We start from the raw sequence: 22,242 nt of genomic DNA, 5'->3' as shown, positions 1-22,242 counted from the left end.
GCGGCGGTGGGCGGCGGGTGGGGAACGCCGACGGCGCGCGGCGCCCGCGTCCGACTGACCTACCGGGTGCCCACCCGGCCGCGTACTGTGAGGTACCTGTCCGTGCCGTGTGCCGTCAGCGCCGCTGAACCGGTACCGCCCCACCCAGGGATCGCGCTCATGAACAGGAGGCCCACGGTGCCGCTCATGCCCGGAGCCGAACCGTACCGCCATGACGGCGGACCGACCGGTGTGCTGCTGTGCCACGGCCTCACCGGCTCGCCGCAGTCCCTGCGCCCCTGGGCGGAGTACCTCGCCGAGCGCGGTCTGTCCGTGTCGCTGCCGCTGCTTCCCGGGCACGGCACCCGCTGGCAGGACCTGGGGGTCACCGGATGGCAGGACTGGTACGCGGAGGCCGACCGGGAACTGCGCGCGCTGCGTGAGCGCTGTGTGCGGGTGTTCGTCTTCGGGCTGTCGATGGGCGGTGCGCTCACCATCCATCTGGCGGCCGAGCACGGCCCGGCGATCAGTGGCATCGTACTGGTCAACCCGTCGGTCAAGGCGGACGGCGGGCGGTTGCGGCTGGTGCCGGTGGCCCGGCACTTCGTCCCGTCGGTGAAGGGCATCGCCAGCGACATCGCCAGGGAGGACAGTGTGGAGCTGGGCTACGACCGCACCCCGCTGCACGCGGTGCACTCCCTGTCGAGGTTCTGGCGGATCGTCCAGGCCGATCTGCCGAAGGTGACCCAGCCCGTGCTGCTGTTCAACAGCCGGGTGGACCATGTGGTGCACCCGGCCAACGGCGACCTGGTGGAGCGGCGGCTGGGCTCCACCGACCTGACCCGCACCATCCTGGAGCGCAGCTACCACGTGGTACCGCTGGACCACGACGCCGAGCAGGTCTTCCGGTCCAGCTACGAGTTCGTACGGCGGTTGGCGCCCGCGCCGGACGGGGAGGCCGAGGTGGCCAGTGGCGGAGCGTGACGAGCCGCCGCAGGACGGCGCGGAGGGCGCGGAGCCGCGGGACCCGGCGGGTGGCGCGGGTGCGCCGCTGGACGAGGAGGCGGCCTGGGCGCAGATCGTCGCGGGGTACGGCGAGGAGCCGGAGCTGCCCGACGGCTGGCCGGACGCCGCGCAGGAGCAGGAGCGGGCGACCAACAGCGGCGTTCCGGAGGTGCCGCGGGAGTTCGTCATACGGGCACCGCGGTCCGGGCCGCGGGACTACGAGGTCGCCGACGACGAGGACGAGGGGCACTTCGTGCCGCCGGAGCCGCCGCCGCTGCCACCGAGCGACGTCACCACCAAGTTCGCCTGGATCGCGGTGCTCGGCGGACCGCTGCTGGTGCTCGGGTTCGTGCTGTTCCAGGAGCCGTTGACCTGGTGGGCGATGCTGCTGGGGGTCGGCGGCTTCCTGGGCGGCTTCACCACGCTGGTGGCGCGGATGAAGGGCCGTGAGGAGGACGACGACCCGCACGGCGGGGCCGTCGTCTAGGCGCTCAGCCCGCCGGGACGCGCAGGGCCGCCAGGACCGGCAGGTGGTCGGTGGCCGCGATCAGGTCGTCCGTCCTGATGCCCGGCAGCTTGTCGGGCACGCCGCAGCCCAGGAACTCCACGCTCTTGGTGGCGAAGACCGCGTCGAGGCGCTGGTACGGGTCACCGGGGCGGGAGGTGAACTCGCCGCCCCACGGCCGTACCGCCCAGCCGTCCTGGAGTTCGCTGGCGATGCGGGAGAACGACCGCCCGTCGGGGTGGTCGTTGAAGTCACCGCCGACCACCAGGTGCGGCTCCCCGGCCGCCGCGACCTTGTCGAGCAGCAGGCCGGACTGCGCGTAGCGCTCGTCGGGGTTGACGCTCAGATGGCAGCTGATCACCCCCAGCCGCGCGGCACCGAACCTCAGCACGGCGGTCGCGAAGCCGCGCTGGTGCAGCCCTGTGGTGCGGGGCAGCAGCAGGTCCTCGGTGTGCTCCACATGGGCCCGCAGATTGGCCAGGATCATCGGCCCGGCGGCGGTGGCCCCGCCGGTGACCGTGACCAGGCCGGACTCCCGGGCCAGCCACGCCGCGTGCTTGCGCCACCGGAAGAAGCGCGGGGCCTCCTGGACGCAGACCACGTCGGGAGCGCAGGCCCGGATCACCCGGGCCAGCGCCGCCCGGTCGTCCCGCATGGAACGCACGTTGTAGCTGAGCACACGGACGACCGCCGAACCGTCCGGTTCGGTACGCGAGTTCGGCAGCTGGTCCACTGTGCCCACGGCGGCTCCTGTTCGGTCAGCCCTGACGTGCCAGGTCGGCCGCGCCGACCAGTCCTGCCTCACCGCCGAGCTGGGCGGCGAGCACCTGGGCGTGCGGCCGCCACTGACCGCCCACCAGCCAGCGGCGGAAGGACTTGCGGATCGGTTCCAGCACCAGGTCGCCCTCGTCGGAGACCCCGCCGCCGACGATGAACGCCGAGGGGTCGAAGAGGGAGGCCAGGTCGGCCAGTCCGGCTCCGGCCCAGCGGGCCAGCTCGCGGAACGAGTCGACGGCCACCGGGTCGCCCTTCCTGGCGGCCTCGCTGATGTGCTTGCCCTCGATGGCGTCGATGGTGCCGTCGCCCAGGCCGAGCAGGACCACCGCGTTCTCCGGCGTGGCCGCCGCGCGCTGCCGGGCGTAGCGGACCAGGGCGCGCCCGGAGGCGTACTGCTCCCAGCAGCCCTGGCTGCCGCATCCGCACAGCAGCCCGTCCGGCACCACCCGGATGTGGCCGAACTCGCCCGCGACGCCGAAGCGGCCTCGGTGCAGCTTGCCGCCGATGATGATGCCGCCGCCCAGGCCGGTGCCGAGGGTGATGCAGACCACGTCGTCGTGGCCCTGGCCGGCGCCGAACCGGTACTCGCCCCAGGCCGCGGCGTTGGCGTCGTTCTCCACCACCACGGGCAGGCCGACCCGCTGTTCGACCTTGTCCTTGAGCGCCTCGTGGCGCCAGTTGATGTTCGGCGCGAACAGTACGGTGGCGCGCTTGTCGTCCACGTATCCCGCGGCGCCGATACCGACGGCGTCGATCCGGTGGGAGGCGCTGACCGTGCGCACCGCGTCCGCGATGGCATCGATGACGCCCTCGGGCGTCGACGGGGTCGGCACCTTGCAGGTTTCGAGGATCGTGCCCTCCTCGTCGACCACGCCGGCCGCGATCTTGGTGCCGCCGATGTCGACGCCGATGGTGAGTCCCATGTGTCCCTCAGATTTTGGTCGAACCCCGCTTAAGGCAACCGTACCCGAGGAGGGCTCAGTCGAGGTCGATGTGTTCACTTCCTGAACGCTGATCTTTGCTGCCGCCCTGGGTCCACCGGCTCTCCTGACCGGTCACCGCGGCCCGGTAGGCGGCCAGCAACTCGGATCCGGCGGCGGCCAGGTGCTCGAACACATCGGGGTTGCGCTCGCGGATCGGCCCGACCGCCGCGCGCACCTGGGAGATCACCGTCTGTGCGGCCAACTCGGCGGCCGGCGAACGCAGTTCGGCGACCTTGTCGGCGACGGCCTCGGCCAGCTTGCGCAGCTCGTCCGCCGCGCTGCCGGGGCGGTAACCGGCCTGCGCACGGCGGCGGGCACGCTCCTCGGCGAGGTCCTCGGCGCAGGCCGCGGCCCATGCGTCGGCGTCGGTTTGCGGACGGTCCTGGCCTTCGCTCATCGCGGACTCCTCAACGGCGTTCCGAGGCGGTGGGTTCACCAGTTGTACTCAATGGTGTGTTCTACACCACTGCGGCGTACCCGGGTGTGGTCATCGTGACCTATCCAACGTTAGCCCGGCGGATACGCCCCGTTCACTGGGGCCACAGCGCCGGATCAGGGGTGAAACGTACCTGCAGGGCACCGTCGCGCAGCGCGGCGCCGGTCACGGTGCAGCGGCGCAGCGCGGACGGCAGCCGCATGATGCGCCGGAACCGCCCCGCGTCCACGACGACTTCGTCGCCCCGCCGGACCAGGTCGAGGGTGTCGCGGGTGGCGCCGGGCAGCGGCAGCCGCCACACCAGTTGCCCCTCCGCCGCCAACCGGTCCTCGACGCTCCACGGTTGGTCGGCCGGTGTGTCGGGCAGCGGACCGACGGCCAGCTCGGGGCCGCCGAGCGCCGCGAGGTCGTCGGGACCGTGCGGATCGCGGCCGAGGTGCGGCAGTTCGCGCACCGGCACGCCGTCGGCGCCGAACTCCTCGTACAGCGCCTTGAGATGCTTCTGCTGCTGTCCGGACAGCGCGGCCAGGAAGGGGTCCGCGGAGCCGGTCGGCAACAGCCGGTTGGCGGTCAGCGACTCCACCCGGTACCCGAACAGGGCGAGGCCGGTACGGGCGGCGCGTACGGCCGCCGCGGCGCGCGGCCCCGGCTCCACGACCAGGCGGACCGTGGTGGCGGCGGACTCGATCACCGTGTTGACCGCGGCGAGTTCGGCGTCCCAGCGGGCGGCCGTCTGGTAAAGCCACTCCGCGGGCATCGGCACCCCGGCGAGCTGGGCGAGCATCGGGCGCAGCGCACGGGCGGCCTGCCGCTCCGGCGGCAGCAACCGGCTGAGGTAGCGGCGCAGTTGCTCCGGCAGGGCCAGCAGGCGGACGGCGCTGTCCACCGGCGGCAGATCGGCCACCACCACGTCGTGGCCGTCCGTGCCACCGAGCGCGTGCAGCAGCGCGAACTCCCGGGAGCCGGGCAGTTCGGTGAACTCCTCGGGGTCGAGCGGGCTGGCGCCGAGCAGTTCGAAGACGGCGGACAGCCGCTGCTGGAGTTCCGCGGCCCGGTCCTGGAAGACACCGGCGCTGTCCAGCGTCCGCACGGTCAGCCCCGGCGTCTCGTCGGCGGTGAGTCCGGGCGGCGGGTCGGCGGTGACCAGCAGGGCGCGGGCACCGGCGCGGGCGGCGGCCAGCGCGGTGGCCGCGGCGACAGTGCTGGTCCCGGCGCCGCCGGGACCGGTGACCAGGACGGTACGCACGAGGGTCAGCCCTGCTCCACGCGCTTCTTCAGCCCGTCGAGCGCACGGTCGATGATGACCTTCTCCGCCTTGCGCTTGATCATGCCGAGCATCGGGATCTTCACGTCGACGGTGAGCTGGTAGGTGACCTCGGTGCGCGTGCCGTCCGCCAGTGGCACCAGGGTGTACGAGCCGTCGAGGGCACGCAGCATCTGCGACTTCACCAGCGACCAGCTGACCTTGTTCGGGCCGCCCCAGGTGTACTTCAGGGTGTGGTCGTCCTTGATCGCCCCGGCGTCGAGCACCAGCCGGACCCGCTCCGCGCGGCCCTCGTCGTCCTTGGCGAGGATCTCGGCCTCCTTGACCTCGCCGGTCCACTCCGGGTACCGCTCGAAGTCCGAGATCACCTTCATCACGTCGGCCGGGGCCGCCTCGATGGTGATGCTAGAGCTGGTGTGTTCCGCCATCGCCGTGGCCCCTCCGGGACTTCGCGTCGGTCCTGCCAGGCGCCCGGCACCGTCGGCGCCGCGCCTGGAGCTTTTCTGGTGCGTCAGGTTATCGCGGGTGGATCGGGCGGTGGGTAGCGCCTCGGTCGGCCTCGTTCACCACTCCAGGACGTACGGGGTGCGGGTGGCGTTGAAGTGGCCGACGTTGACGCACTCGGTGTTCCCTATCCGCATCCGCTGGGCCAGCGGCTGGTGGACATGGCCGAACAGCGCGTACCGGGGGCGCACCGTGTGGATGGCGTCGAGCAGCGCCTGGCTGCCGCGTTCGAAGCGGCGGGCCACGGTGTCGTAGCACAGCTCGGGCACGGCGGGCGGGATGTGCGAGCAGAGCACGTCGACCGGGCCGAGCGCGGCGACCTTGGCCGCGTAGGTCTCGTCGTCGATCTCGTGGGGGGTGCGCATCGGGGTGCGCAGTCCGCCGCCGACGAACCCGAAGACCCGGCCGCCGACCTCGACCGTCTTCCCGTCCAGCACGCGGGTGCCGGGGCGGGCGAACTCCGGCCACAGATCGGGCATGTCGACGTTGCCGTAGGTGGCGTACGTCGGTGTGGGAAGCACCGCGAACATCTCGGCGTACTGCTTGCGAACGGCGCGCTCCACGGCGGCGGCCCGGTCGATGCCGTCCCACAGCATCCGGGACAGGGTGCGGGCCTCCTCGAAGCGGCGGGCGGTGCGCAACTCCACGATGCGGTCGGCGTTCTCGGTGCCGAACAGTTCGGGGAAGATCCCGCGCGAGTGGTCGGCGTAGTCGAGGAAGAGGATCAGGTCGCCGAGGCAGACCAGGGCGTCCGCACCGTCCCCCGCCCTGGCGAGGGGCTCGACGGCGCCGTGGACATCGCTCACCACATGGACCCGCATGACGATCACCCTAACGGGCCGCGCAAGGGGTTCGGCCTGATGGATCGGCGGTTACCTGCGGGTCACCAGACCTCTGCAATAGGGTGCCCGGAGCACCGCTGCGGTCACGTCCGGGCGGCGGGGACGGACAGGGCGGTGGCGCGGGCCACGACGACCGAGGGTGGTGTGACACAGCGAACATCTGCCCCTGACCCCTATCCCGGGAGCTTTACCGATGGGTAACGTCCGGGCCGTCCCATACAGCTCTTGATCACGAGCGCAGCCGACAACGCCGCCGGCGCCGACGAGGAGCATCAGTCTTGCGCGAGTTCAGCCTTCCGGCTTTGTACGAGGTCCCTGCCGACGGCAATCTGACGGATCTCATCCGCCGCAACGCCGCGCAGCATCCCGACGTCCCGGTGCTGGCTCGCAAGCGTGACGGGCTCTGGCAGGACGTGACCGCCAGACAGTTCCTCGCCGAGGTGCACGCGGCCGCCAAGGGCCTGATCGCCTCCGGTGTCGAGCCCGGCGACCGCGTCGCCCTGATGTCCCGTACCCGGTACGAGTGGACGCTGCTGGACTTCGCCATCTGGAGCGCGGGCGGGGTCACCGTGCCCGTATACGAAACGTCCTCCGCCGAGCAGGTGGAGTGGATCCTCAGCGACTCCGGAGCGGTGGCCTGCGTGGTCGAGACCACCGTGCACGAGGACGTGGTGGAGTCGGTACGGGAGCGGCTGCCACGGCTGAAGCACCTGTGGCGGATCGACGCGGGCGCGGTGGAGACCCTCGCGTCGTCCGGCAGTGACGTGTCCGACGCGGAGGTCGACGAGCGCAGCACCATCGCCGACGCCGACACCCCGGCCACGATCGTCTACACCTCGGGCACCACCGGCCGGCCCAAGGGCTGTGTGCTCACCCACCGCAGCTTCTTCGCGGAGTGCGGCAACGTGGTGGCCCGGCTGACGCCGCTGTTCCGTACCGGCGAGTCGTCGGTGCTGCTGTTCCTGCCGCTGGCGCACGTGCTCGGCCGGCTGGTCGAGGTGGCGTGCGTGATGGCGCCGATCAAGCTCGGCCATGTCAGCGACGTCAAGAACCTCACCGATGAACTGGCCTCGTTCCGGCCCTCGTTGGTGCTGAGCGTGCCCCGGGTGTTCGAGAAGGTCTACAACTCGGCGCGGGCGCAGGCGCGTTCGGGCGGCAAGGAGAAGATCTTCGACAAGGCGGCGGACACCGCCATCGAGTACAGCCGGGCGCTGGACACCCCGAACGGTCCCGGTTTCGCGCTGCGGCTGCGGCACAAGGTCTTCGACCGGCTGGTGTACGGCAAGCTGCGCGGCGTGCTGGGCGGCCGGGCCACCCACGCGATCTCCGGCGGGGCGCCGCTGGGCGAGCGGCTCGGCCACTTCTACCGCGGCATCGGCTTCACCGTGCTGGAGGGGTACGGGCTCACCGAGTCCTGCGCCGCGACCGCGTTCAACCCCTGGGACCGCACCAAGATCGGCACCGTCGGCCAGCCGCTGCCGGGCAGCGTGGTGCGTATCGCCGACGACGGCGAGGTGCTGCTGCACGGCGAGCACCTGTTCACCGGCTACTGGAACAACGAGCGGGCCACCGCCGAGGCGCTGGAGGACGGCTGGTTCCACACCGGGGACATCGGCACGCTGGACGAGGACGGCTATCTGACGATCACCGGGCGCAAGAAGGAGATCATCGTCACCGCGGGCGGCAAGAACGTCGCTCCAGCGGTGATCGAGGACCGTATCCGGGCGCACGCGCTGGTCGCCGAGTGCATGGTGGTCGGTGACGGCAGGCCGTTCGTCGGGGCGCTGGTCACGCTCGACGAGGAGTTCCTGCCGCGCTGGGCGGAGCAGCACGGAAAGCCCGCCGGCACGCCGGTGGCCGAACTCCGCACCGACCCGGACCTGTTGGCGGAGGTCCAACGGGCGGTGGACGACGGCAACGCGGCGGTCTCCCACGCGGAGGCGGTCAAGAAGTTCCGCATCCTGCCGACGCAGTTCAGTGAGGAGTCGGGGCATCTGACACCGTCGCTGAAGCTGAAGCGGAACATCGTCCTGCGGGACTTCGCCGACGAGATCGAGGCGATTTACGCTTCGCGCTGAGCGGTTCCGGGCGAGATGGCTGGCGCCCGTCGCGCCCGCTGGCGGTTCTCCGCCCGTCTCCCCCGGTGGGGGAGGGTCTTTCCCCGCCCGTGGGCTTTCCCACCCAGCCCGCAGGCCCCGGCCCCGCCCCCTACCCCAGAAGCCCCCGGAGCCGCTCCGCCAGCAGATCCCAGCGCCAGGCCTCCTCGACCCACTGGCGCCCGCGGTCGCCGAACCGCCGCCGCAGTTCGGGGTCTTCGAGAAGCACGGCGACGCGTTCGGCGGCCTCAGCCGCCGAACCGCCCCGTACGACCCACCCCGTCTCACCGTCGAGGACGGCGTCCGGCGCGCCGCCGGAGTCTCCGGCCACCACCGGCAGCCCCGTGGCGGACGCCTCCAGGTAGACGATGCCGAGGCCCTCCACGTCCAGCCCGCCCCGCCGGGTCCTGCACGGCATAGCGAACACGTCCCCCGCGCCGTAGTGCGCGGGCAGTTCCTCCCATGCCACCGGCCCGGTGAACCGCACGGACTCGGCCACCCCGATCTGTGCGGCGAGCCGCTCCAGTTGCGCCCGGTACGGCCCACCGCCGACGATCAGCAGTACCGCGTCCGGCACCCGTCGCAGGATCCGCGGCATGGCCTGGATCAGCGTGTCCTGCCCCTTGCGCGGCACCAGCCGCGAGACGCAGACGACCACCGGCCGGTCGGTCAGCCCCAGCCGGGCCCGTACCACCGCGCCCCCCGAGGCGGGGTGGAAGGTCTTCTCGTCGACCCCCGGCGGCAGTTGCACCATCCGCGCCGCGGCCCGCCCGCTGAGCGCGGTGGCGATCCGCGACCGGGTGTACTCGCCGAGGTAGGTGACGGTGTCCGTACCCTCGCCGATGCGCCGCAACAGCTCTCTGGCGGCGGGCAGTTGGGCCCAGCCAGCCTCGTGTCCGTGCGTCGTCGCCACGATCCTGCGGGCGCCCGCCGCGCGCAGCGCCGGGGCCATCAGCCCGAGCGGCGCGGCGGCGCCGAACCAGACCGAGGAGCAGCCGTGCTCCCGCAGCAGCCGCACCGCCCGCCGGGTGATCCGCGGCGTCGGCAGCAGCACGCTGGTGCGGTCGCGCACCACCGGGAACGGCTGCTCCGCGTCGAAGGCGGCGACCTCCTCGCCGTCCTTCCAGGTGGAGGCGTAGACAACGACCTTTCCAGGGTCGAGGCGCAACGCCATGCTGTGTACGAAGGCCTGGATGCCGCCCGGCCGCGGCGGGAAGTCGTTGGTGACGATCAGGGTCTTGTTCATCGCCCTCTGACCGTACCCGGTGCCCCGCGGCACGCGCCTGGACAGCACCGGAAGTGGGGGGCGGCGCGGATCGTGGCGTAGCCTCACGGTGACCCCGCCCGACCCGCGCGAAGGAGCCTCCGCTGCCGGACCTCACCGAGAACTCCCCTGTCGCGCCCGCGCACTCCGCGCCGCGCCCGGCGAGGAACGACAGCGACACCGCGCTTTCCGCACCCCTGTCGCGGACCGCCGGCCGGCTGCTGAGTGAGGCCGGTCCCGCGCTCGCCGTGTGGGCGGGCGCGGCGCTGCTGCAACTGCTGATGCTGTGGTGGCTGAGCACCCGTCCGGACTGGTTGCACGCCGCGCTGACGTCGTGGGACAACGAGTGGTACGTGTCGATCGCCGAGCAGGGCTATCCGCACTCGTTCAGCTACGACGCCAACGGCCAGCTGACCGGCAACACTCTGGCGTTCTTCCCGCTCTACCCGCTGCTGATCAAGGTGGTGGCGGCGGTCACCGGCCTCAGCGGGCAGAGCGCGTCCCTCGCGGTCGCCTGGCTGGCCTCGGCGGGCGCGGCGGTGGCCGTGTACCGGCTGGGGCTGCGGCTGTACGGGGAGCGCGTGGCGCTGTGCCTGGTGCTGCTGGTGTTCACCCAGCCGATGGCCATCATCTTGTGGATCGGCTACAGCGAGAGCCTGTTCCTGCTGCTGGCGGCGTGCTGTCTGCTCGCCGCGCACCGCAGGGCGTGGCTGACGGCGGGCGTGCTGGCGCTGCTGGCCGGGCTGGCCAGGTCGACCGGCGCCGCCGTGGCGCTGGCGCTGGCGGTCGCCGCGCTGCCGCCGATGTGGCGGCAGCGGCGGATCGACTGGCGGGCGGTGTCCGGGGTGGCCGTCGGCCTGCTGGGCGTACCGCTGTACCTGGCGTGGGTGGGGCTGCGGCTCGGCAGACTGGACGCCTGGATGGTGATACAGCAGGCGGGCTGGCACACCGCCTGGGACTGGGGGTACGCCACCTGGCAGTTCCTCGCCGACACCCTGCAACGCGGCCACGACTGGGTTCCGGTGATCACCGCGGTGCTGCTGGTGGCGCTGGCGGCGGCGAGCGTGACCGCGGTGCTGCGGCGGCCGTGGCCGCCGTTGGCGGTCTACGGGCTGCTGGTGTTCGCGCTCACCGTGGGGCAGACCAACTACTACCACTCCAAGCTGCGGCTGCTGGTGCCCGCGATGCTCGCCCTGGTGCCGCTGGCCCGGGCGTTCGCGAAGGCGGGGGCGCGCTCGGCGGCGCCCGCGGCGGCGGTGTTCGCGCTGTTCGGCACCTGGTTCGGCGCGTACATGCTGACCAACTGGATCTACGCGATCTGAGCCCGCTGGTAGTCCCGTGCGGCGGCGATGCGCTGCACCGCCGTCGGGTGGGTGCCGAACAGCAGGTGCAGCGCCCTGGGCGGATCCGGGTCGGCCACGTTGGCGACCGTCAGCCGGCGCTGCATCGCGATGAACTCCTCCGGATCCCCGGTCAGTCGCAGGGCGTGCCGGTCCGCGCGCCGCTCCACCCGGCGGGTGAGCGCACAGCCGAACGGCCCGGCGAGCGCCGAGCCGAGCGCCGCCAACGCGGCCAGCAGCGCCATCGACCGAGGGTCGGCGAACCGGTGCACACCGGCCGCCGCCAACAGCGGTGACCACTGCGCCAGTACGGCCAGCAGGCACACCCCGAGTGCCGCGCCCAGCGCGCCCAGCAGTGTGCCGCGCGGTACGTCCCGGTGCTTGACGTGGCCGAGTTCATGCGCCGCGACCAGTTCGACCTCCCGAGGCCGGGCGGTGGCCAGCAGCGTGTCGTAGACGACGATGCGACGCGTCCGGCCGAAGCCGGACACATAGGCGTTGAGCGCGGTGGTACGCCGGGAGGCGTCGGCGACCAGCACCTCGCGCACGGCGATCCGGTCGCGGGCGGCCAGGGCCAGCAGCGCTTCGCGCAGCGGCCCGGGTTCCATCGGCGTGAACCGGTTGAACACCGGCTCCAGCAGCACCGGCGCCAGCCACGACAGCACCACCGCCGCAAGGGCCGCTGCCCCCGCGGCCCAGGCCCACCACCATCGGGTGGCCCCCGCCAGCGCGTAGACCCCGAACAACCCGGCCAGGGCCAGCGGTGCGCCGATCAGCAGCCCGCGCGCCCGGTCGGCGGCCCAGCCCGGCCAGCCCTGGGTCACCAGGCCGAACCGCTGGCGCACCACCCGTACCCGGGCGGCGAACGGCAGCTCCACCGCCTCCGAGGCGAGCAGCAGCGCGAGTCCGCCGAGCAGCACCCGGGCGCTCCAGGCGCCGCCGAACGGCCGTGCCACCGCCGTCACCAGGGCCGCGCCGACCGGTGTCAGCCCGAGCACCAGCAGCAACGCCAGCGACACCACTCGCCCGGCGAGCAGCGGTGGCCACTGCGCCCGGCGCAGCGCGCGACCGCGGGCGATCTGCTCGGCGGAGAAGCCCGGCTGCTCGCCGCTCATCCCAACTCCCTTGCCACATAGGTCTGCCAGCGGGCGGTGAACTGGTCCAGGCCCACGCCCAGCGTGCCGCGCAGCGCGGCGTCGGCGGACTCGCGGCCCGCCGCCCGGTACAGCCGCACCAGCGCGCCGCTCCCCCACTGCTCGGCGACCATCCGGCAGGCCAGCCAGGCGCCCTCGTAGGCCTGCGGCAGGCCGCGGTTGGCACTGCCGAAGTCCGCGTTGGACGGCAGTTGTCGCGGCTGCCGTCCGGCCCGCACGTCGGCCCGCAGCTCGGCGGCCACCTGCTGTACGGGCTGGCCGGTACCGGTGTTGCCCACCCACTCGGCGAAGCCCTCGGTCAGCCACAGCGGGGTGTTCGGGGTGGTCGCGGTGCGGGTGGCCACATGGGTCAACTCGTGGGTGAGCACGACGCGTCGGCCCAGCGGGCTCAGTCCGGAGAAGGCCTGCGGGTTGACGATGACCCGGTCGGCGGGTGCGCTGCCGTTGCCGTGCAGTTCGGCGGTGGTCACCGCGGCGATCCCCTGGTACGCCGACGGCTGGGCACCCAGCAGGGCGGCCATGTCGGCTTCGGTGGGCGGTACTTCGACGATCGCCCTGCCCGGCCACTCGCCCCGCCAGGCGTTCTGGACGACGGGCACGGCGGCGTCGGCGAGGTCCGCGTACCCGGTGAGCCGCTGTGCGCCGCCCTGGCCGAGGACCAGGCTGCGCCGCCCGGCGACCACGGTGAGGCTGCCCTGGTCCCAGGGCTGGACGGTGGTGTGCCGGCCCGCGGGTTCGCCGTCGGTCTGCGCGGCCACGTACCAGTGGCCGCCGCGTTCGGTCATCGTCAGATACGCCACCGAGGAGACCGGCGCGGTGTCGTAGCCGCGCAGCGTGTACTCCAGCTCCACCTGTGCGGCGACCCGCCGTTGGGCGTCCGACTCACTGGTGAGCGGGAAGGCGTCGGTGCGTTGGAGGCGGTACGACCAGGAGCCGACCGGCAGCTTGACCAGGTTGCCGAACACCTGGCGCTGCGAGTCCCGGAACCCGGTGGCCGTGGGGTCGACGCTCGCGAGGAACGCCGCCTCGTCGTGCCGCAGTACGGCGCGCGCCCGTGCGTCGAGCACCGTCCGTACGGCCCGGTCGACGTCCGTCGGGCTCCCCCCGGCGCCGCAACCGGCCAGCACGGCCAGGGCCACCAGGGCGGCAGCCAGCCGGAACCACATCCACCGCGACGGCACGCCTCGATCCTACGGTCGGCGCAACCGGAGCATCACGGGCCCGCACCGGCGCCCCTGACCGCCGCCGACCCGGCGGGAGCGGCCCGTCAGGGCCGGACGACGGCCGCCACCGGCATCATGTTGACCGGGTCGTAGCGGACCCGCGCGCCCGGATAGGGGGCGTGGATGACCTTGCCGCCGCCCACGTACATGCCCACGTGGCTGGCGTCGCTGCGGTAGATGACCAGGTCGCCGGGGCGGGCCTGGGACAGCGGGACGTGGTGTCCCGCGGAAAGCTGCTCCTGGGAGGTGCGCGGCAGGGTCATGCCCGCGTGCTGGTAGGCCCAGTACATCAGCCCCGAGCAGTCGAAGGCGCCCGGTCCGGAGCTGCCCCAGGCGTACGGCGAGCCGATGGCGGCCCTGGCCGCGGCGACCGCCTCGGAGGCCCGGCCGTCCAGCGGCCCGAGGTCCGCAAGGGCCGCCACCCCGTCCGGAGCGGAACCGGAAGCGGAACCCGAAGTGGAATCCGGTCCCGGGCTGCCGGTGCGGTTGTCCGCGGCGGGTCCGAAGCCGATCGCGTCCCGCTGGGTGGCGGGCAGCGCGGCGAGCAGCCGTTGCGCCTCGGCCAGCTTGCCCTGCACGGTCTTCTTGTGCTCCTCCAGGGTGCGGCGCAGCCGGTCCAGTTCGGCGAGCTTGGTGGCGGCCTGGTCGTGCTCCTGGGCGAGGATCCGCTGGGCGTCCTGCAACGCGCGCAGTTGCTCGGCCCGGCGGCTGTCGACGCGGTCCAACGTGGCGGCCCGGTCGAGGTAGTCGCCGGGGTCGGAGGAGAGCAGCAGGGCCAGCGCCGGATCGACGCCGCCGTCCCGGTACTGGGCGCCCGCGACCTTGCCGAGCGCGTCCCGCATCCGGTTGACCGCGTCCTGGCCGCGGGCGAGTTCGCTGCGCAGGTTCTCCAACTCGCCGCGCAACCGGGCGGCCCGCTCCTGGGCGGCGTCGTACTTCTCGGTGGCCTGCTCCGCCTGCTGGTACAGCCCGTCCACCCGCGACTTCACCTCGTCGGGGCTGTCCTGCGGCGCGGCGCCCGCCGGAGCGGTGGCGGACACCGCCGCGGCCATGGCGGCCGCGGAGAGCACCGTGAACCGGGTGGCCCGCGCCAGACCCGGCCGCGTAGGACGGCGATGGATCGCCATGGGGGCCGCACCTCCTTCTGTGCCGGGCAGACAGTAGCGTCGCCGTCACAGTCGGTTCAAAACACCGGTGCCCACCGAAAATTGACGCCGCGTCGGATTCGCAGGTCACCGGCCCCGTAGGGGCTCGGCGCGACACTTCATGTCACCCGTCCGGCGCACTTTCGCCGCGCGGCCCGCGGCCACCCGTGGAGGTGATCCGGGTGCGCGAAGGGCCCCGCTCGGATGAACGGGGCCCTTCGGTGTTGCCTTGGCGAGGTGCCGGTCAGCCGCCGACCCGGACGCCGAACTGGAACGGCATGTCGTTGATCGACTCGAACCGCACGCTGGCACCGGTGTGCGGGGCGTGCAGCACCATGCCGTTGCCCGCGTACAGGCCGACGTGGTGCAGGTCGCCGAAGAACAGCACCAGGTCGCCGGGCTGCAACTGGTCCATGCTCAGGTGCGGGCCGATGTTGGCCTGGTCCCAGGTGGTGCGGGGTATGGAAACGCCCGCCTGCGCGTAGGCCCAGGAGGTCAGGCCGGAGCAGTCGAAGGTGCTGGGACCGGTGCCGCCCCACTGGTACGGCGCGCCGATGACGCCCTCCGCGGCGGCCAGCGCGGCGGCGGCGCGCTGCGAGGCGGCCGGGGAGTTGCCGAGGTTGGGGCGCTGGGTGTCACGGCTGGCCCGGTTGCTCTGGTCGATGCTGGCGCGCTGCTGCGCGGTGAGCGAGTTGAGCAGGTCCTGCGCCTTGGACAGCTTCTGCTGGACGTCCTTCTTCTTCTGCTCCAGCTGCGTCTGGACGCTGTCCAGCTGCGCGAGCTTGGAGGCGGCCTCGGTGCGCTCCTGGTCGAGGACGCGCTTCTGCTGCTCGATCTGCTTGAGCTCGTCGGCCTGCTTGCCGCTCAACTGGTCGAGTGTGGAGGCCTTGTCGAGGAAGTCGCTGGGGTTGGAGGAGAGGAACAGCTGGACCGACGGGTCGATGCCGCCGTCGCGGTACTGGGAGGCGGCGAGCGCCCCGATGTTGTCCACCAGCTTGTTCAGCGCGGCCTGCTCCCGGGCCACCTTGTTCTGCAGGTCGTTGACCTGCTGCTGGAGCTGGTCGTGCTGGGCCTTGATGCCGTCGTACTGCTGGGTGGCCGTCTCCGCCTGCTGGTTCAGATCGTCGACCTGGGACTTGACGTCCGAAGTACTCGGCTTCGGGTCGGCGTTGGCCGCCTGGGTGGAGAGGGCGACGGCTGCCGCGGCGGTCGCGGTGAGCAGAGTCACGCGGGTGCGACTGGCGGGCTTGGGACGACGGTGGGACGCCACGGAGGCGAGCTCCTTCTTCCTGCGGCCGCCTACCGGGTGAGCTGTCGGGTTCGGGCCGGAAGTAGCCCTACGAGGTCTCACCGCGTCCTGGTCGACGCGACCTGACCCCGATTCACCCCGGGAACGGTGGTTCCCCGGCTCCGAGCGTCGGCATCCCCCGTCATACGTACCGGCGCGTCGAACTCGGCGGTAACCCCCACTGCCATCCGGGCTGGATGATCGACTGCGCGGAGGTTCGAGGCCTGACCCTAGTAACCAGGTTGTGATCCGTTCAAATCCTCACGGGAAAAAAGTTGGCCAGTAGACGAGTTCTTTACGGACACCGCACCGCCGGTGACCGCCAATTGACCCAACGTCTAGGGACATTGCACCGGAAACCGGCCGTACCGACTTTCTGTGATGTGCGCCACAAAAATGCGCCGGGCCGTCGGCACACCATCCAACCGGCCCACAGAAAAGCCGCCTTGAATAGCGCAAGCCCCAAAAACGGACTTCCCCGGCGCAATTGGCGAGTCCGGGAAATTCGCGCGGGTCCGCCCGCCCGGTCAGCCGCGGGCGAGTCTGCGCAGCAGCAGCGTGGAGGACACCGGCCGCGCTCCGGCCCTGGCCACCCCGTCGGCCACCTCACGGTCCGCGGAGACCACCACCACCGGGCGGCCCGGGGGCTCGGCCCGTACCAGCCGCCGGATCAACTCGTCGGCGGTCTCACCGGGTTTGCTGAACAGCACCCGCACCCCGCGCGGTGGCGCCAGCAGCACCGGCGCCGCCAGCTCGGCCCCGTCGAAGACACAGGTGACCTCGGCACCGGTCTGCGCGGCGAGCACGGCGAGGCCGCCCAGCAGGCGCAGCCGCTGCTTCTCCAACGGCAGCGTCGGATAACCGGTCTTGGTGACGTTGTAGCCGTCCACCACCACATGTGCCTGGGGCAGCGCCAGCAACTGGTCGAGCAGGGCCGGATCGTCCTCGGACAGCGCGCGCCGGGCCACGTCCCTGGGGTTGATCGCACCGGGCGCCACCGCCTCCACGGTGTCCGCCGGCCGCCCGAAGACCGGCGGCAGCGCCAGTTCGCGGCGGATTCCCTGGGCGGCGTCCAGCACGGTGTCCAGCAGCAGGCGCAGCCGCATGTCCTCCACGCTGCGCCCCTCGCGCACCGCCCGCCGACTGGCCTCCAGCGCGGACTCGGCCTCGGTCAGCCGGGCCCGCAGCCTGCGGGTCTCGCCCTCGGCGGCGGCCAGTTCCGCGGCGGCCGCGGCGCGGGCCTGCGCGGCCTCGGTCTCGGCCTTGCGCAGAGCGGCCTGGCCGCGGCGCAGGTCGCTGGTGACGCTGCGCAGCTTGCGTTGCAGCGCTTCGGCCTCCCTGCGGGCCGTCTCCAGCTCGGCGCGGGCGGCCTGCACCTCGGTCTGGGTGGCCCCGCGCAGCCGGGCCAGCTCCGCCTTGACCTGCTGTAGCTCGCGTGCGGTCTCCGCGCCGACCTGGTCGGCGTGGGCACGCTGGGCTTCCTCGCCCGCGGCGGCGACGAGTTTGGGCCAGCCCGCGGGACGCAGCAGATAGGCGGCCGCCGCGACGTCGATCGGATCGGCGGCGGGCGGCGGGGTGCCCGCCTCCAGCGCGGCGGCCAGTTCCGGCTGGCCCTCACGCAGCCGTCCGGCGATGCGCTGCCGGAACACCGGGTCGGTCTCCAGGGCGGCGGCCAGCGCGTTCCCGGCGAACTTGGCACGGCGGGAGGGGGTGAAGCGGGCGTACTGCCGCAGCTGGGCGGGGAGTTCCGCCGGGGTCAGCGAGCCGAAGGCCTCGGCCGCTATCGAGACCACCCGGTGGCGCACCCCTTCGGGCAGCGGCCGGTCGAGCGGCTCGTCAAACCCGGCGGCGCCCTCCGGTTCCGCCTGCGGATTGCCGCCCGTACGCTCCACCAGTCACTCCCGTCAGTATCCACCCCCGTCGTACGTCCTCATTGTCCCCGCCCGGGGCGGGTCAGACCTGCCCTGGCTCCGTGCCGGGGGCCGGGCGGTCCACCAGTTCGACCTGGTCGGCGGCGTTGCACCAACGACAGCGCACCGATTCCACCGTCTCGCTGAGCACCTCGCGCTCCTCCACCCTCGGTTCGCCGGCCAGGTCCAGGTGGACGTACTCGACGACCCGGCTGGAGCGGGTGACGTCGAACCGGGTGAGGTTGCCGCACAGCGTGCAGCGCCATCTGGTGCTGGCCGTCGGCAGTGGCACCGGCATCTGTCGTCCTCTTCTCAGCTCTTGGCCGGGCTCACGACGGGCACGGCCAGGTCGGCCTGGCTCAAAGAATGCGGTTGCGCTGCGGGCAACCCTACGGCCTAGCGGCTCGCCCGCGCTGCGGGTGTACAGCAGGCGGTCCGGCGAGGCGGCCTATGCCCGTTAGGCCCGTTCCGCCATGATCGGCCTATGCCCGCGCTCCGCCCCGTCACACAGTTCCTGGGCCAGGCCACACACCGGCTGGGGCGTCCGCTGCCGGTGGTCACCTACACGGTCATCGGACTGTGCGTGGTGGTCTTCATGATCGGCCCGATCTCCGGCCTGGACCCCGCGTACGGCTCCGGGCAGGCGCAGCTGTGCGCGCAGGCGCTGTACTTCGACCGCTGGGGGGTGATCCCCAGCGAGCTGTGGCACGGCCCGCTGCACACCGCCACCCTGGGGCTGCCGCCCGGCTGCCACGTACCACCGGGGCGGGTGAAGGTGCCGATACTGTCGGTGCTGACCGCGCTGTTCGTGCACGGCGGCTGGCCGCACCTGCTGGGCAACATGCTGTTCCTGGCGGTCTTCGGCGCCGGAGTGGAGCGGCGGATGGGGCGCTGGCGGTACGCCCTGTTCTATCTGGCGGCCGGGTACCTGGCCACGTTCGGCTACGCGCTCGGCCACGCCCGTTCCGCGCAGACGCTGGTGGGCGCCTCCGGGGCCATCGCGGGGGTGCTCGGCGGCTATCTCTACCTGTACCCGAAGGCCCGGGTGACCAGCCTCTTCCCGTTCCTGATGGGGCTGCCGCTGCGCTTTCCCGCCTGGCTGGTGCTGGGTTTCTGGTTCGCGCTCCAGTGGCTGTCGACCCGGATTCCGCAGCACGGTCCCGGGGTCGCCTACCTCGCCCACGTAATCGGGTTCGCGTTCGGGTTCCTGTGTACGTGGGTGTGGTTCCGGTTCCGGGGGTCGGGCGCCGGGGGCCACCGCCGCGTCCAGGATCCGCCGCACAGCCCCTAAGCTGACCGCACAGGCCGCGACCCGAGGAGACAGTCAGCCGTGATCACCGCGATCGTGCTCATCAAGACCGACGTCGACCGTATCCCCGAGATCGCCGAGTCGATCGCCGCGTTGGAGCACGTGAGCGAGGTCTACTCGGTGACCGGCACCTACGACCTGGTGGCGATGGTGCGGGTGGCCCGGCACGACGACCTCGCGGACGTCATCCCGGGCCGGATCAGCAAGATCCCCGGCGTCGCCGCCACCGACACCCACGTGGCGTTCCGCACCTACTCCCAGCACGACCTGGAGGCGGCGTTCGCCATCGGCCTGGAGGGCTGACCGGTCAGCCGCGGTCCGGCACGCAACGGCCGTCCTCGGTGCGGTAGTTCCACTTCGCACCGTCCCTGACCAGTTCCGCCACCGCGCCGAGGAAACGCTCCACGTGCTCGTCGGGGGTACCGGCGCCGAAGCTGACCCGGATGGCGTTGAGCGAGCGCTCGCCCGGCTCCGCCTCCGGCGCACCACACTCCCCCACCGCGTCCGGCTCACCGCCGAGCAGCGTACGCACCAGGGGGTGCGCGCAGAACAGCCCGTCGCGGACTCCGATGCCGTACTCCGCGGAGAGTGCGGCGGCGAAGTGCGAGCTGTTCCAGCCCTCCACCACGAACGAGATCACGCCCACCCGCGGGGCCTGCTCGCCGAACAGCGAGAGCACCTTGACCTGCGGGATCTCCGCCAGCCCGGACAGCACCCGGGAGACCAGCGCCTGCTCGCGGGCGACCAGCGCACCGAACCCGGCCTCGGTCAGCGCCCGGCAGGCGGAGGCGATGGCGTACACCCCGATCACGTTCGGCGAACCGGCCTCGTGCCGGGCGGCCGTACTGTGCCATTCGACGTCCACCGCGCCGTCGGCGCGCCGGGCGACCCTCCTGCTGGCACCGCCGCCCGCCAGGTACGGCTCGGCGGCCTGCAACCAGTCGGCGCGCCCGGCCAACACCCCGGCGCCGAACGGCGCGTAGAGCTTGTGCCCGGAGAACGCGACGTAGTCCACGTCCAACCCGGCGATGTCCACCGGGTGGTGGGGGGCGAGCTGTGCGGCGTCCAGCACGATACGGGCGCCGTGCGCGTGCGCGGCGGCGGCCAGTTCGCGTACCGGCCACAGTTCACCGGTGACGTTGGAGGCGCCGGTCACACAGACCAGGGCAGGGCCGTACGGGGCGCGGTCGGCGAGCGCCCGCTCCAGGGTGTCGACCGCCTCGCGCGGGGTGCGGGGGGCGTTGAGGTACGTGACCTCGCCGTCGCGCCAGGGCAGCAGCGAGGCGTGGTGCTCGGTCTCGAAGACGAACACCCGGGTGCCGGGCGGCAGTACGGCCGCGAGCAGGTTGAGCGAGTCGGTGGTGGAGCGGGTGAAGACGAGCTGGTCATCCGGGCGGCAGCCGAGGAACTCCGCGACGGTTGTCCGGCTTTGCTCAAAAAGGTCGGTGGACAACTGGGACAGATATCCCGCGCCCCGGTGCACGCTGCCGTAGTACGGCGCGTATCCGGCCACGTCGTCCCATACCCGCTGCAACGCGGGAGCGCTGGCCGCGTAATCCAGTGCGGCATAGGTGACCTCGCCCCCGGTCACCAGGGGAACGAGTACATCACGCCCGAGAACGGGCAGCGGGGCACAAATTGTCTGTTCGACGGCAGAGTTGAGCACGGACATGGCGAAATCTCCCTGGAGGGCAAGCGGCGGCACGAGGCAGAAGCCTCGGGGAAATGGGAAAAAGGGGCCGACAGGCCCTATCGCATTCGCTTGCTCACAAAAACTCCCGCGATAACCAGGACCCCCTGGATTCGCGAGGGTCCGCGCTTGCCGTAGACCTCGCTGCCTACGGCCTGGTCATCACCCGGGGCACCCCGCCACGGACGGAGGGTTGCCGGACAGCAAGCCGGGGCATTTTCGCTGTCGCTCGTGACCTTGGGCAGGATTGTAGCAGCACGTGATCCCTGGGGCTCCGCCCTCCCACAGGAGGCAGGGGGCGGAACCACAGGAGGACCTCTAGCTGTTGCTGGCCGCCACCCAGCGGTCGAGGGCGGCCTGGGCGGCGCCCGAGTCGATGGACTGCGCGGCGCGCCGCATGGCCGCGGCGATGCTGTCCGTCAAGGGACCCTCGCCCGGCGAGAGGGCGACGAGGGCCGCGGCGGAGTTGAGCAGTACCGCGTCCCTGACGGGACCCCGCTCACCCGCCAGCACACGCCGCGCGACCTCCGCGTTGTACGCGGGGTCCGCGCCCCGCAGCGCCTCGACCGGAACGAGGTCGAGGCCGACGTCCCGGGGGTCGAACGGGACCTGGTCGACCTTGCCGTCCCGTACCACCCACACCTGCGAGGTCGCGGTGGTGGTGAGCTCGTCGAGCCCGTCGTCGCCGCGGAAGACCAGCGCGGAGGAGCCCCGGTCGGCCAGCACGCCCGCCAGGATCGGCGCCATGCGCGCGTCGGCGACACCGGTCGCCTGGGCCCGTACCCGGGCCGGATTGGTCAGCGGACCGAGGAAGTTGAAGGCCGTCGGGATGCCCAACTCCCGCCTGGCACGGGCCACATGGCGCAGCGCGGGATGGAACTTCACGGCGAAGCAGAACGTGATGCCCGCCTCCTGCGCGACCTCGGCCACCCGCTGCGGCGACAGCTCCAGATTGACGCCGAGCCGCTCCAGCACGTCGGAGGCCCCGCTGGCGGAGGAGGCGGAACGGTTGCCGTGCTTGACCACCTTCGCCCCCGTACCGGCCACCACGATCGCCGACATGGTCGAGATGTTGACCGTCTTGGCCCGGTCCCCGCCGGTGCCGACGATGTCCACCGAGGGGCCCGGCACCTCGATGAGCCTGGCGTGCTCGTACATCGTCCGGACGATCCCGGACACCTCGTCGACCGTCTCGCCCTTGGCACGTAGTGCCACCGCGAACCCGGCGATCTGGGCGTCGCTCGCCTCGCCGCTCATGATCCGGTCCATCGCCCACGCGGTGTCGTCCGAGGACAGGTCCCGGCCGGCCAGCAGGTCGCTCAGCACGTCCGGCCAGCTGCGCGCCGCCACGGTCTCGCCTCCGGCTGAGGTCTGGGCGTTCATGGTCCACGCTCCTGGCGGTCGACGCTCTGGCTTCCGGTACGTTCCCGGCACCCCTGAGCCTATCGGCGTGCCGAGGCCGCACGGGCACCGCGCCCGCACTGCGGACACCCCGGGACGTGCCGGGAAACGCCAGGACCCCGGCCCG

General features: G+C 72.4%; 21 protein-coding genes and 2 riboswitches. Of the genes, 6 read left to right on the top strand and 15 right to left on the bottom strand.

The features are described from left to right. Positions 1–177: 177 nt before the first annotated feature. Both P3G67_RS04860 and P3G67_RS04855 read left to right on the top strand, forming a co-directional pair. Positions 178–963, top strand: a complete 786-nt coding sequence (locus tag P3G67_RS04860) for an alpha/beta hydrolase (RefSeq protein ID WP_276092441.1) — start codon at positions 178–180, stop codon at positions 961–963. After that, complete coding sequence (locus P3G67_RS04855) at positions 950–1,471, top strand: hypothetical protein (RefSeq protein WP_276092324.1); 522 nt, start codon at positions 950–952, stop codon at positions 1,469–1,471. The genes P3G67_RS04860 and P3G67_RS04855 overlap by 14 nt, the downstream gene beginning before the upstream one ends. Positions 1,472–1,475: 4 nt before the next feature. On the opposite strand, the gene P3G67_RS04850 is transcribed toward P3G67_RS04855, so the two are convergent. The 6 genes from P3G67_RS04850 to P3G67_RS04825 form a co-directional block, all read right to left on the bottom strand. After that, positions 1,476–2,222, bottom strand: coding sequence for an endonuclease/exonuclease/phosphatase family protein (locus P3G67_RS04850; protein ID WP_276092440.1), 747 nt, complete (start codon positions 2,220–2,222; stop codon positions 1,476–1,478). Positions 2,223–2,247: 25 nt separating this feature from the next. Continuing rightward, a complete protein-coding gene (locus tag P3G67_RS04845) occupies positions 2,248–3,189 on the bottom strand; it encodes an ROK family glucokinase (RefSeq protein ID WP_269854337.1) in 942 nt (313 codons plus the stop codon). Between the two features lie 55 nt (positions 3,190–3,244). Further along, a complete protein-coding gene (locus P3G67_RS04840; RefSeq protein WP_276092323.1) occupies positions 3,245–3,646 on the bottom strand; it encodes a DUF5304 family protein in 402 nt (133 codons plus the stop codon). A gap of 133 nt (positions 3,647–3,779) precedes the next feature. Then, positions 3,780–4,931, bottom strand: a complete 1,152-nt coding sequence (locus P3G67_RS04835; protein WP_276092322.1) for an ArsA family ATPase — start codon at positions 4,929–4,931, stop codon at positions 3,780–3,782. Positions 4,932–4,936: 5 nt separating this feature from the next. After that, positions 4,937–5,377 carry an SRPBCC family protein gene (locus P3G67_RS04830; protein WP_269854334.1) on the bottom strand — a complete coding sequence of 147 codons (441 nt, stop codon included), beginning with the start codon at positions 5,375–5,377 and terminating at the stop codon, positions 4,937–4,939. 135 nt (positions 5,378–5,512) lie between these two features. Then, positions 5,513–6,274: a metallophosphoesterase family protein gene (locus P3G67_RS04825; RefSeq protein WP_276092321.1), complete on the bottom strand. Its 762-nt coding sequence runs from the start codon at positions 6,272–6,274 to the stop codon at positions 5,513–5,515. Between the two features lie 299 nt (positions 6,275–6,573). On the opposite strand from P3G67_RS04825, the gene P3G67_RS04820 reads away from it, so the two are divergent. After that, the gene (locus tag P3G67_RS04820) at positions 6,574–8,373 is read left to right on the top strand and encodes an AMP-dependent synthetase/ligase (protein WP_276092320.1); all 1,800 of its coding nucleotides are present in this window, start codon (positions 6,574–6,576) and stop codon (positions 8,371–8,373) included. Between the two features lie 130 nt (positions 8,374–8,503). Here P3G67_RS04820 and P3G67_RS04815 read toward each other — a convergent pair whose 3' ends face one another. Next, positions 8,504–9,637: a glycosyltransferase family 4 protein gene (locus P3G67_RS04815; RefSeq protein WP_276092319.1), complete on the bottom strand. Its 1,134-nt coding sequence runs from the start codon at positions 9,635–9,637 to the stop codon at positions 8,504–8,506. Between the two features lie 266 nt (positions 9,638–9,903). Here P3G67_RS04815 and P3G67_RS04810 point away from each other — a divergent pair, with 266 nt between their 5' ends. Next, the gene (locus P3G67_RS04810) at positions 9,904–10,977 is read left to right on the top strand and encodes a mannosyltransferase family protein (protein WP_276092318.1); all 1,074 of its coding nucleotides are present in this window, start codon (positions 9,904–9,906) and stop codon (positions 10,975–10,977) included. Here the strand turns inward: P3G67_RS04810 and P3G67_RS04805 are convergent. The 6 genes from P3G67_RS04805 to P3G67_RS04780 all read right to left on the bottom strand — a co-directional run bounded on the left by P3G67_RS04805 (position 10,965) and on the right by P3G67_RS04780 (position 18,013). Beyond that, a complete protein-coding gene (locus tag P3G67_RS04805) occupies positions 10,965–12,110 on the bottom strand; it encodes a M48 family metalloprotease (RefSeq protein ID WP_276092317.1) in 1,146 nt (381 codons plus the stop codon). The genes P3G67_RS04810 and P3G67_RS04805 overlap by 13 nt on opposite strands. Beyond that, complete coding sequence (locus tag P3G67_RS04800) at positions 12,107–13,330, bottom strand: hypothetical protein (RefSeq protein WP_276092316.1); 1,224 nt, start codon at positions 13,328–13,330, stop codon at positions 12,107–12,109. Before P3G67_RS04800 ends, P3G67_RS04805 begins: the two co-directional genes overlap by 4 nt. An 86-nt stretch (positions 13,331–13,416) precedes the next feature. After that, entirely contained in the window at positions 13,417–14,499 is a 1,083-nt protein-coding gene (locus P3G67_RS04795) for a C40 family peptidase (RefSeq protein WP_276092315.1), read from the bottom strand. 262 nt (positions 14,500–14,761) lie between these two features. Continuing rightward, on the bottom strand, positions 14,762–15,787 hold the full coding sequence (locus P3G67_RS04790) for a C40 family peptidase (protein WP_276092314.1): 1,026 nt from the start codon (positions 15,785–15,787) through the stop codon (positions 14,762–14,764). Between the two features lie 10 nt (positions 15,788–15,797). Then, positions 15,798–15,950, bottom strand: a riboswitch (cyclic di-AMP (ydaO/yuaA leader). 382 nt (positions 15,951–16,332) lie between these two features. After that, positions 16,333–17,697, bottom strand: coding sequence for an NYN domain-containing protein (locus P3G67_RS04785; RefSeq protein ID WP_391858198.1), 1,365 nt, complete (start codon positions 17,695–17,697; stop codon positions 16,333–16,335). A 61-nt stretch (positions 17,698–17,758) separates the two neighbouring features. Next, positions 17,759–18,013 carry a hypothetical protein gene (locus P3G67_RS04780; protein WP_276092313.1) on the bottom strand — a complete coding sequence of 85 codons (255 nt, stop codon included), beginning with the start codon at positions 18,011–18,013 and terminating at the stop codon, positions 17,759–17,761. 297 nt (positions 18,014–18,310) lie between these two features. Between P3G67_RS04780 and P3G67_RS04775 the strand changes: the two genes are divergently transcribed. Beyond that, entirely contained in the window at positions 18,311–19,006 is a 696-nt protein-coding gene (locus P3G67_RS04775) for a rhomboid family intramembrane serine protease (RefSeq protein WP_276092438.1), read from the top strand. Positions 19,007–19,045: 39 nt separating this feature from the next. Next, complete coding sequence (locus P3G67_RS04770; protein WP_269854323.1) at positions 19,046–19,327, top strand: Lrp/AsnC family transcriptional regulator; 282 nt, start codon at positions 19,046–19,048, stop codon at positions 19,325–19,327. A 4-nt stretch (positions 19,328–19,331) separates the two neighbouring features. Here the strand turns inward: P3G67_RS04770 and P3G67_RS04765 are convergent, their stop codons facing one another. Further along, positions 19,332–20,696, bottom strand: coding sequence for an aminotransferase class V-fold PLP-dependent enzyme (locus P3G67_RS04765; RefSeq protein WP_269854322.1), 1,365 nt, complete (start codon positions 20,694–20,696; stop codon positions 19,332–19,334). A gap of 138 nt (positions 20,697–20,834) precedes the next feature. Then, positions 20,835–20,951, bottom strand: a riboswitch (SAM riboswitch). A gap of 81 nt (positions 20,952–21,032) precedes the next feature. After that, positions 21,033–22,097 (bottom strand): anthranilate phosphoribosyltransferase, encoded by a 1,065-nt coding sequence (trpD, locus tag P3G67_RS04760; RefSeq protein WP_276092312.1) that lies wholly within the window; start codon positions 22,095–22,097, stop codon positions 21,033–21,035. Between the last annotated feature and the right edge of the window lie 145 nt (positions 22,098–22,242).

This window comes from Streptomyces silvisoli (assembly GCF_029269905.1).
In the GTDB taxonomy this organism is placed as follows: Bacteria; Actinomycetota; Actinomycetes; order Streptomycetales; family Streptomycetaceae; genus Streptantibioticus_A; species Streptantibioticus_A silvisoli_A.
This window is presented reverse-complemented; position numbering and strand designations above follow the sequence as displayed.

Excerpts from the sequence above, each read along its gene's own strand:
- P3G67_RS04845 (WP_269854337.1), bottom strand. The coding sequence starts at position 3,189 with ATGGGACTCACCATCGGCGTCGACATCGGCGGCACCAAGATCGCGGCC.
- P3G67_RS04840 (WP_276092323.1), bottom strand. The coding sequence starts at position 3,646 with ATGAGCGAAGGCCAGGACCGTCCGCAAACCGACGCCGACGCATGGGCC.
- P3G67_RS04830 (WP_269854334.1), bottom strand. The coding sequence starts at position 5,377 with ATGGCGGAACACACCAGCTCTAGCATCACCATCGAGGCGGCCCCGGCC.
- P3G67_RS04825 (WP_276092321.1), bottom strand. The coding sequence starts at position 6,274 with ATGCGGGTCCATGTGGTGAGCGATGTCCACGGCGCCGTCGAGCCCCTC.
- P3G67_RS04815 (WP_276092319.1), bottom strand. The coding sequence starts at position 9,637 with ATGAACAAGACCCTGATCGTCACCAACGACTTCCCGCCGCGGCCGGGC.
- P3G67_RS04805 (WP_276092317.1), bottom strand. The coding sequence starts at position 12,110 with ATGAGCGGCGAGCAGCCGGGCTTCTCCGCCGAGCAGATCGCCCGCGGT.
- P3G67_RS04795 (WP_276092315.1), bottom strand. The coding sequence starts at position 14,499 with ATGGCGATCCATCGCCGTCCTACGCGGCCGGGTCTGGCGCGGGCCACC.
- P3G67_RS04780 (WP_276092313.1), bottom strand. The coding sequence starts at position 18,013 with ATGCCGGTGCCACTGCCGACGGCCAGCACCAGATGGCGCTGCACGCTG.
- P3G67_RS04775 (WP_276092438.1), top strand. The coding sequence starts at position 18,311 with ATGATCGGCCCGATCTCCGGCCTGGACCCCGCGTACGGCTCCGGGCAG.
- P3G67_RS04765 (WP_269854322.1), bottom strand. The coding sequence starts at position 20,696 with ATGTCCGTGCTCAACTCTGCCGTCGAACAGACAATTTGTGCCCCGCTG.
- trpD (WP_276092312.1), bottom strand. The coding sequence starts at position 22,097 with ATGAACGCCCAGACCTCAGCCGGAGGCGAGACCGTGGCGGCGCGCAGC.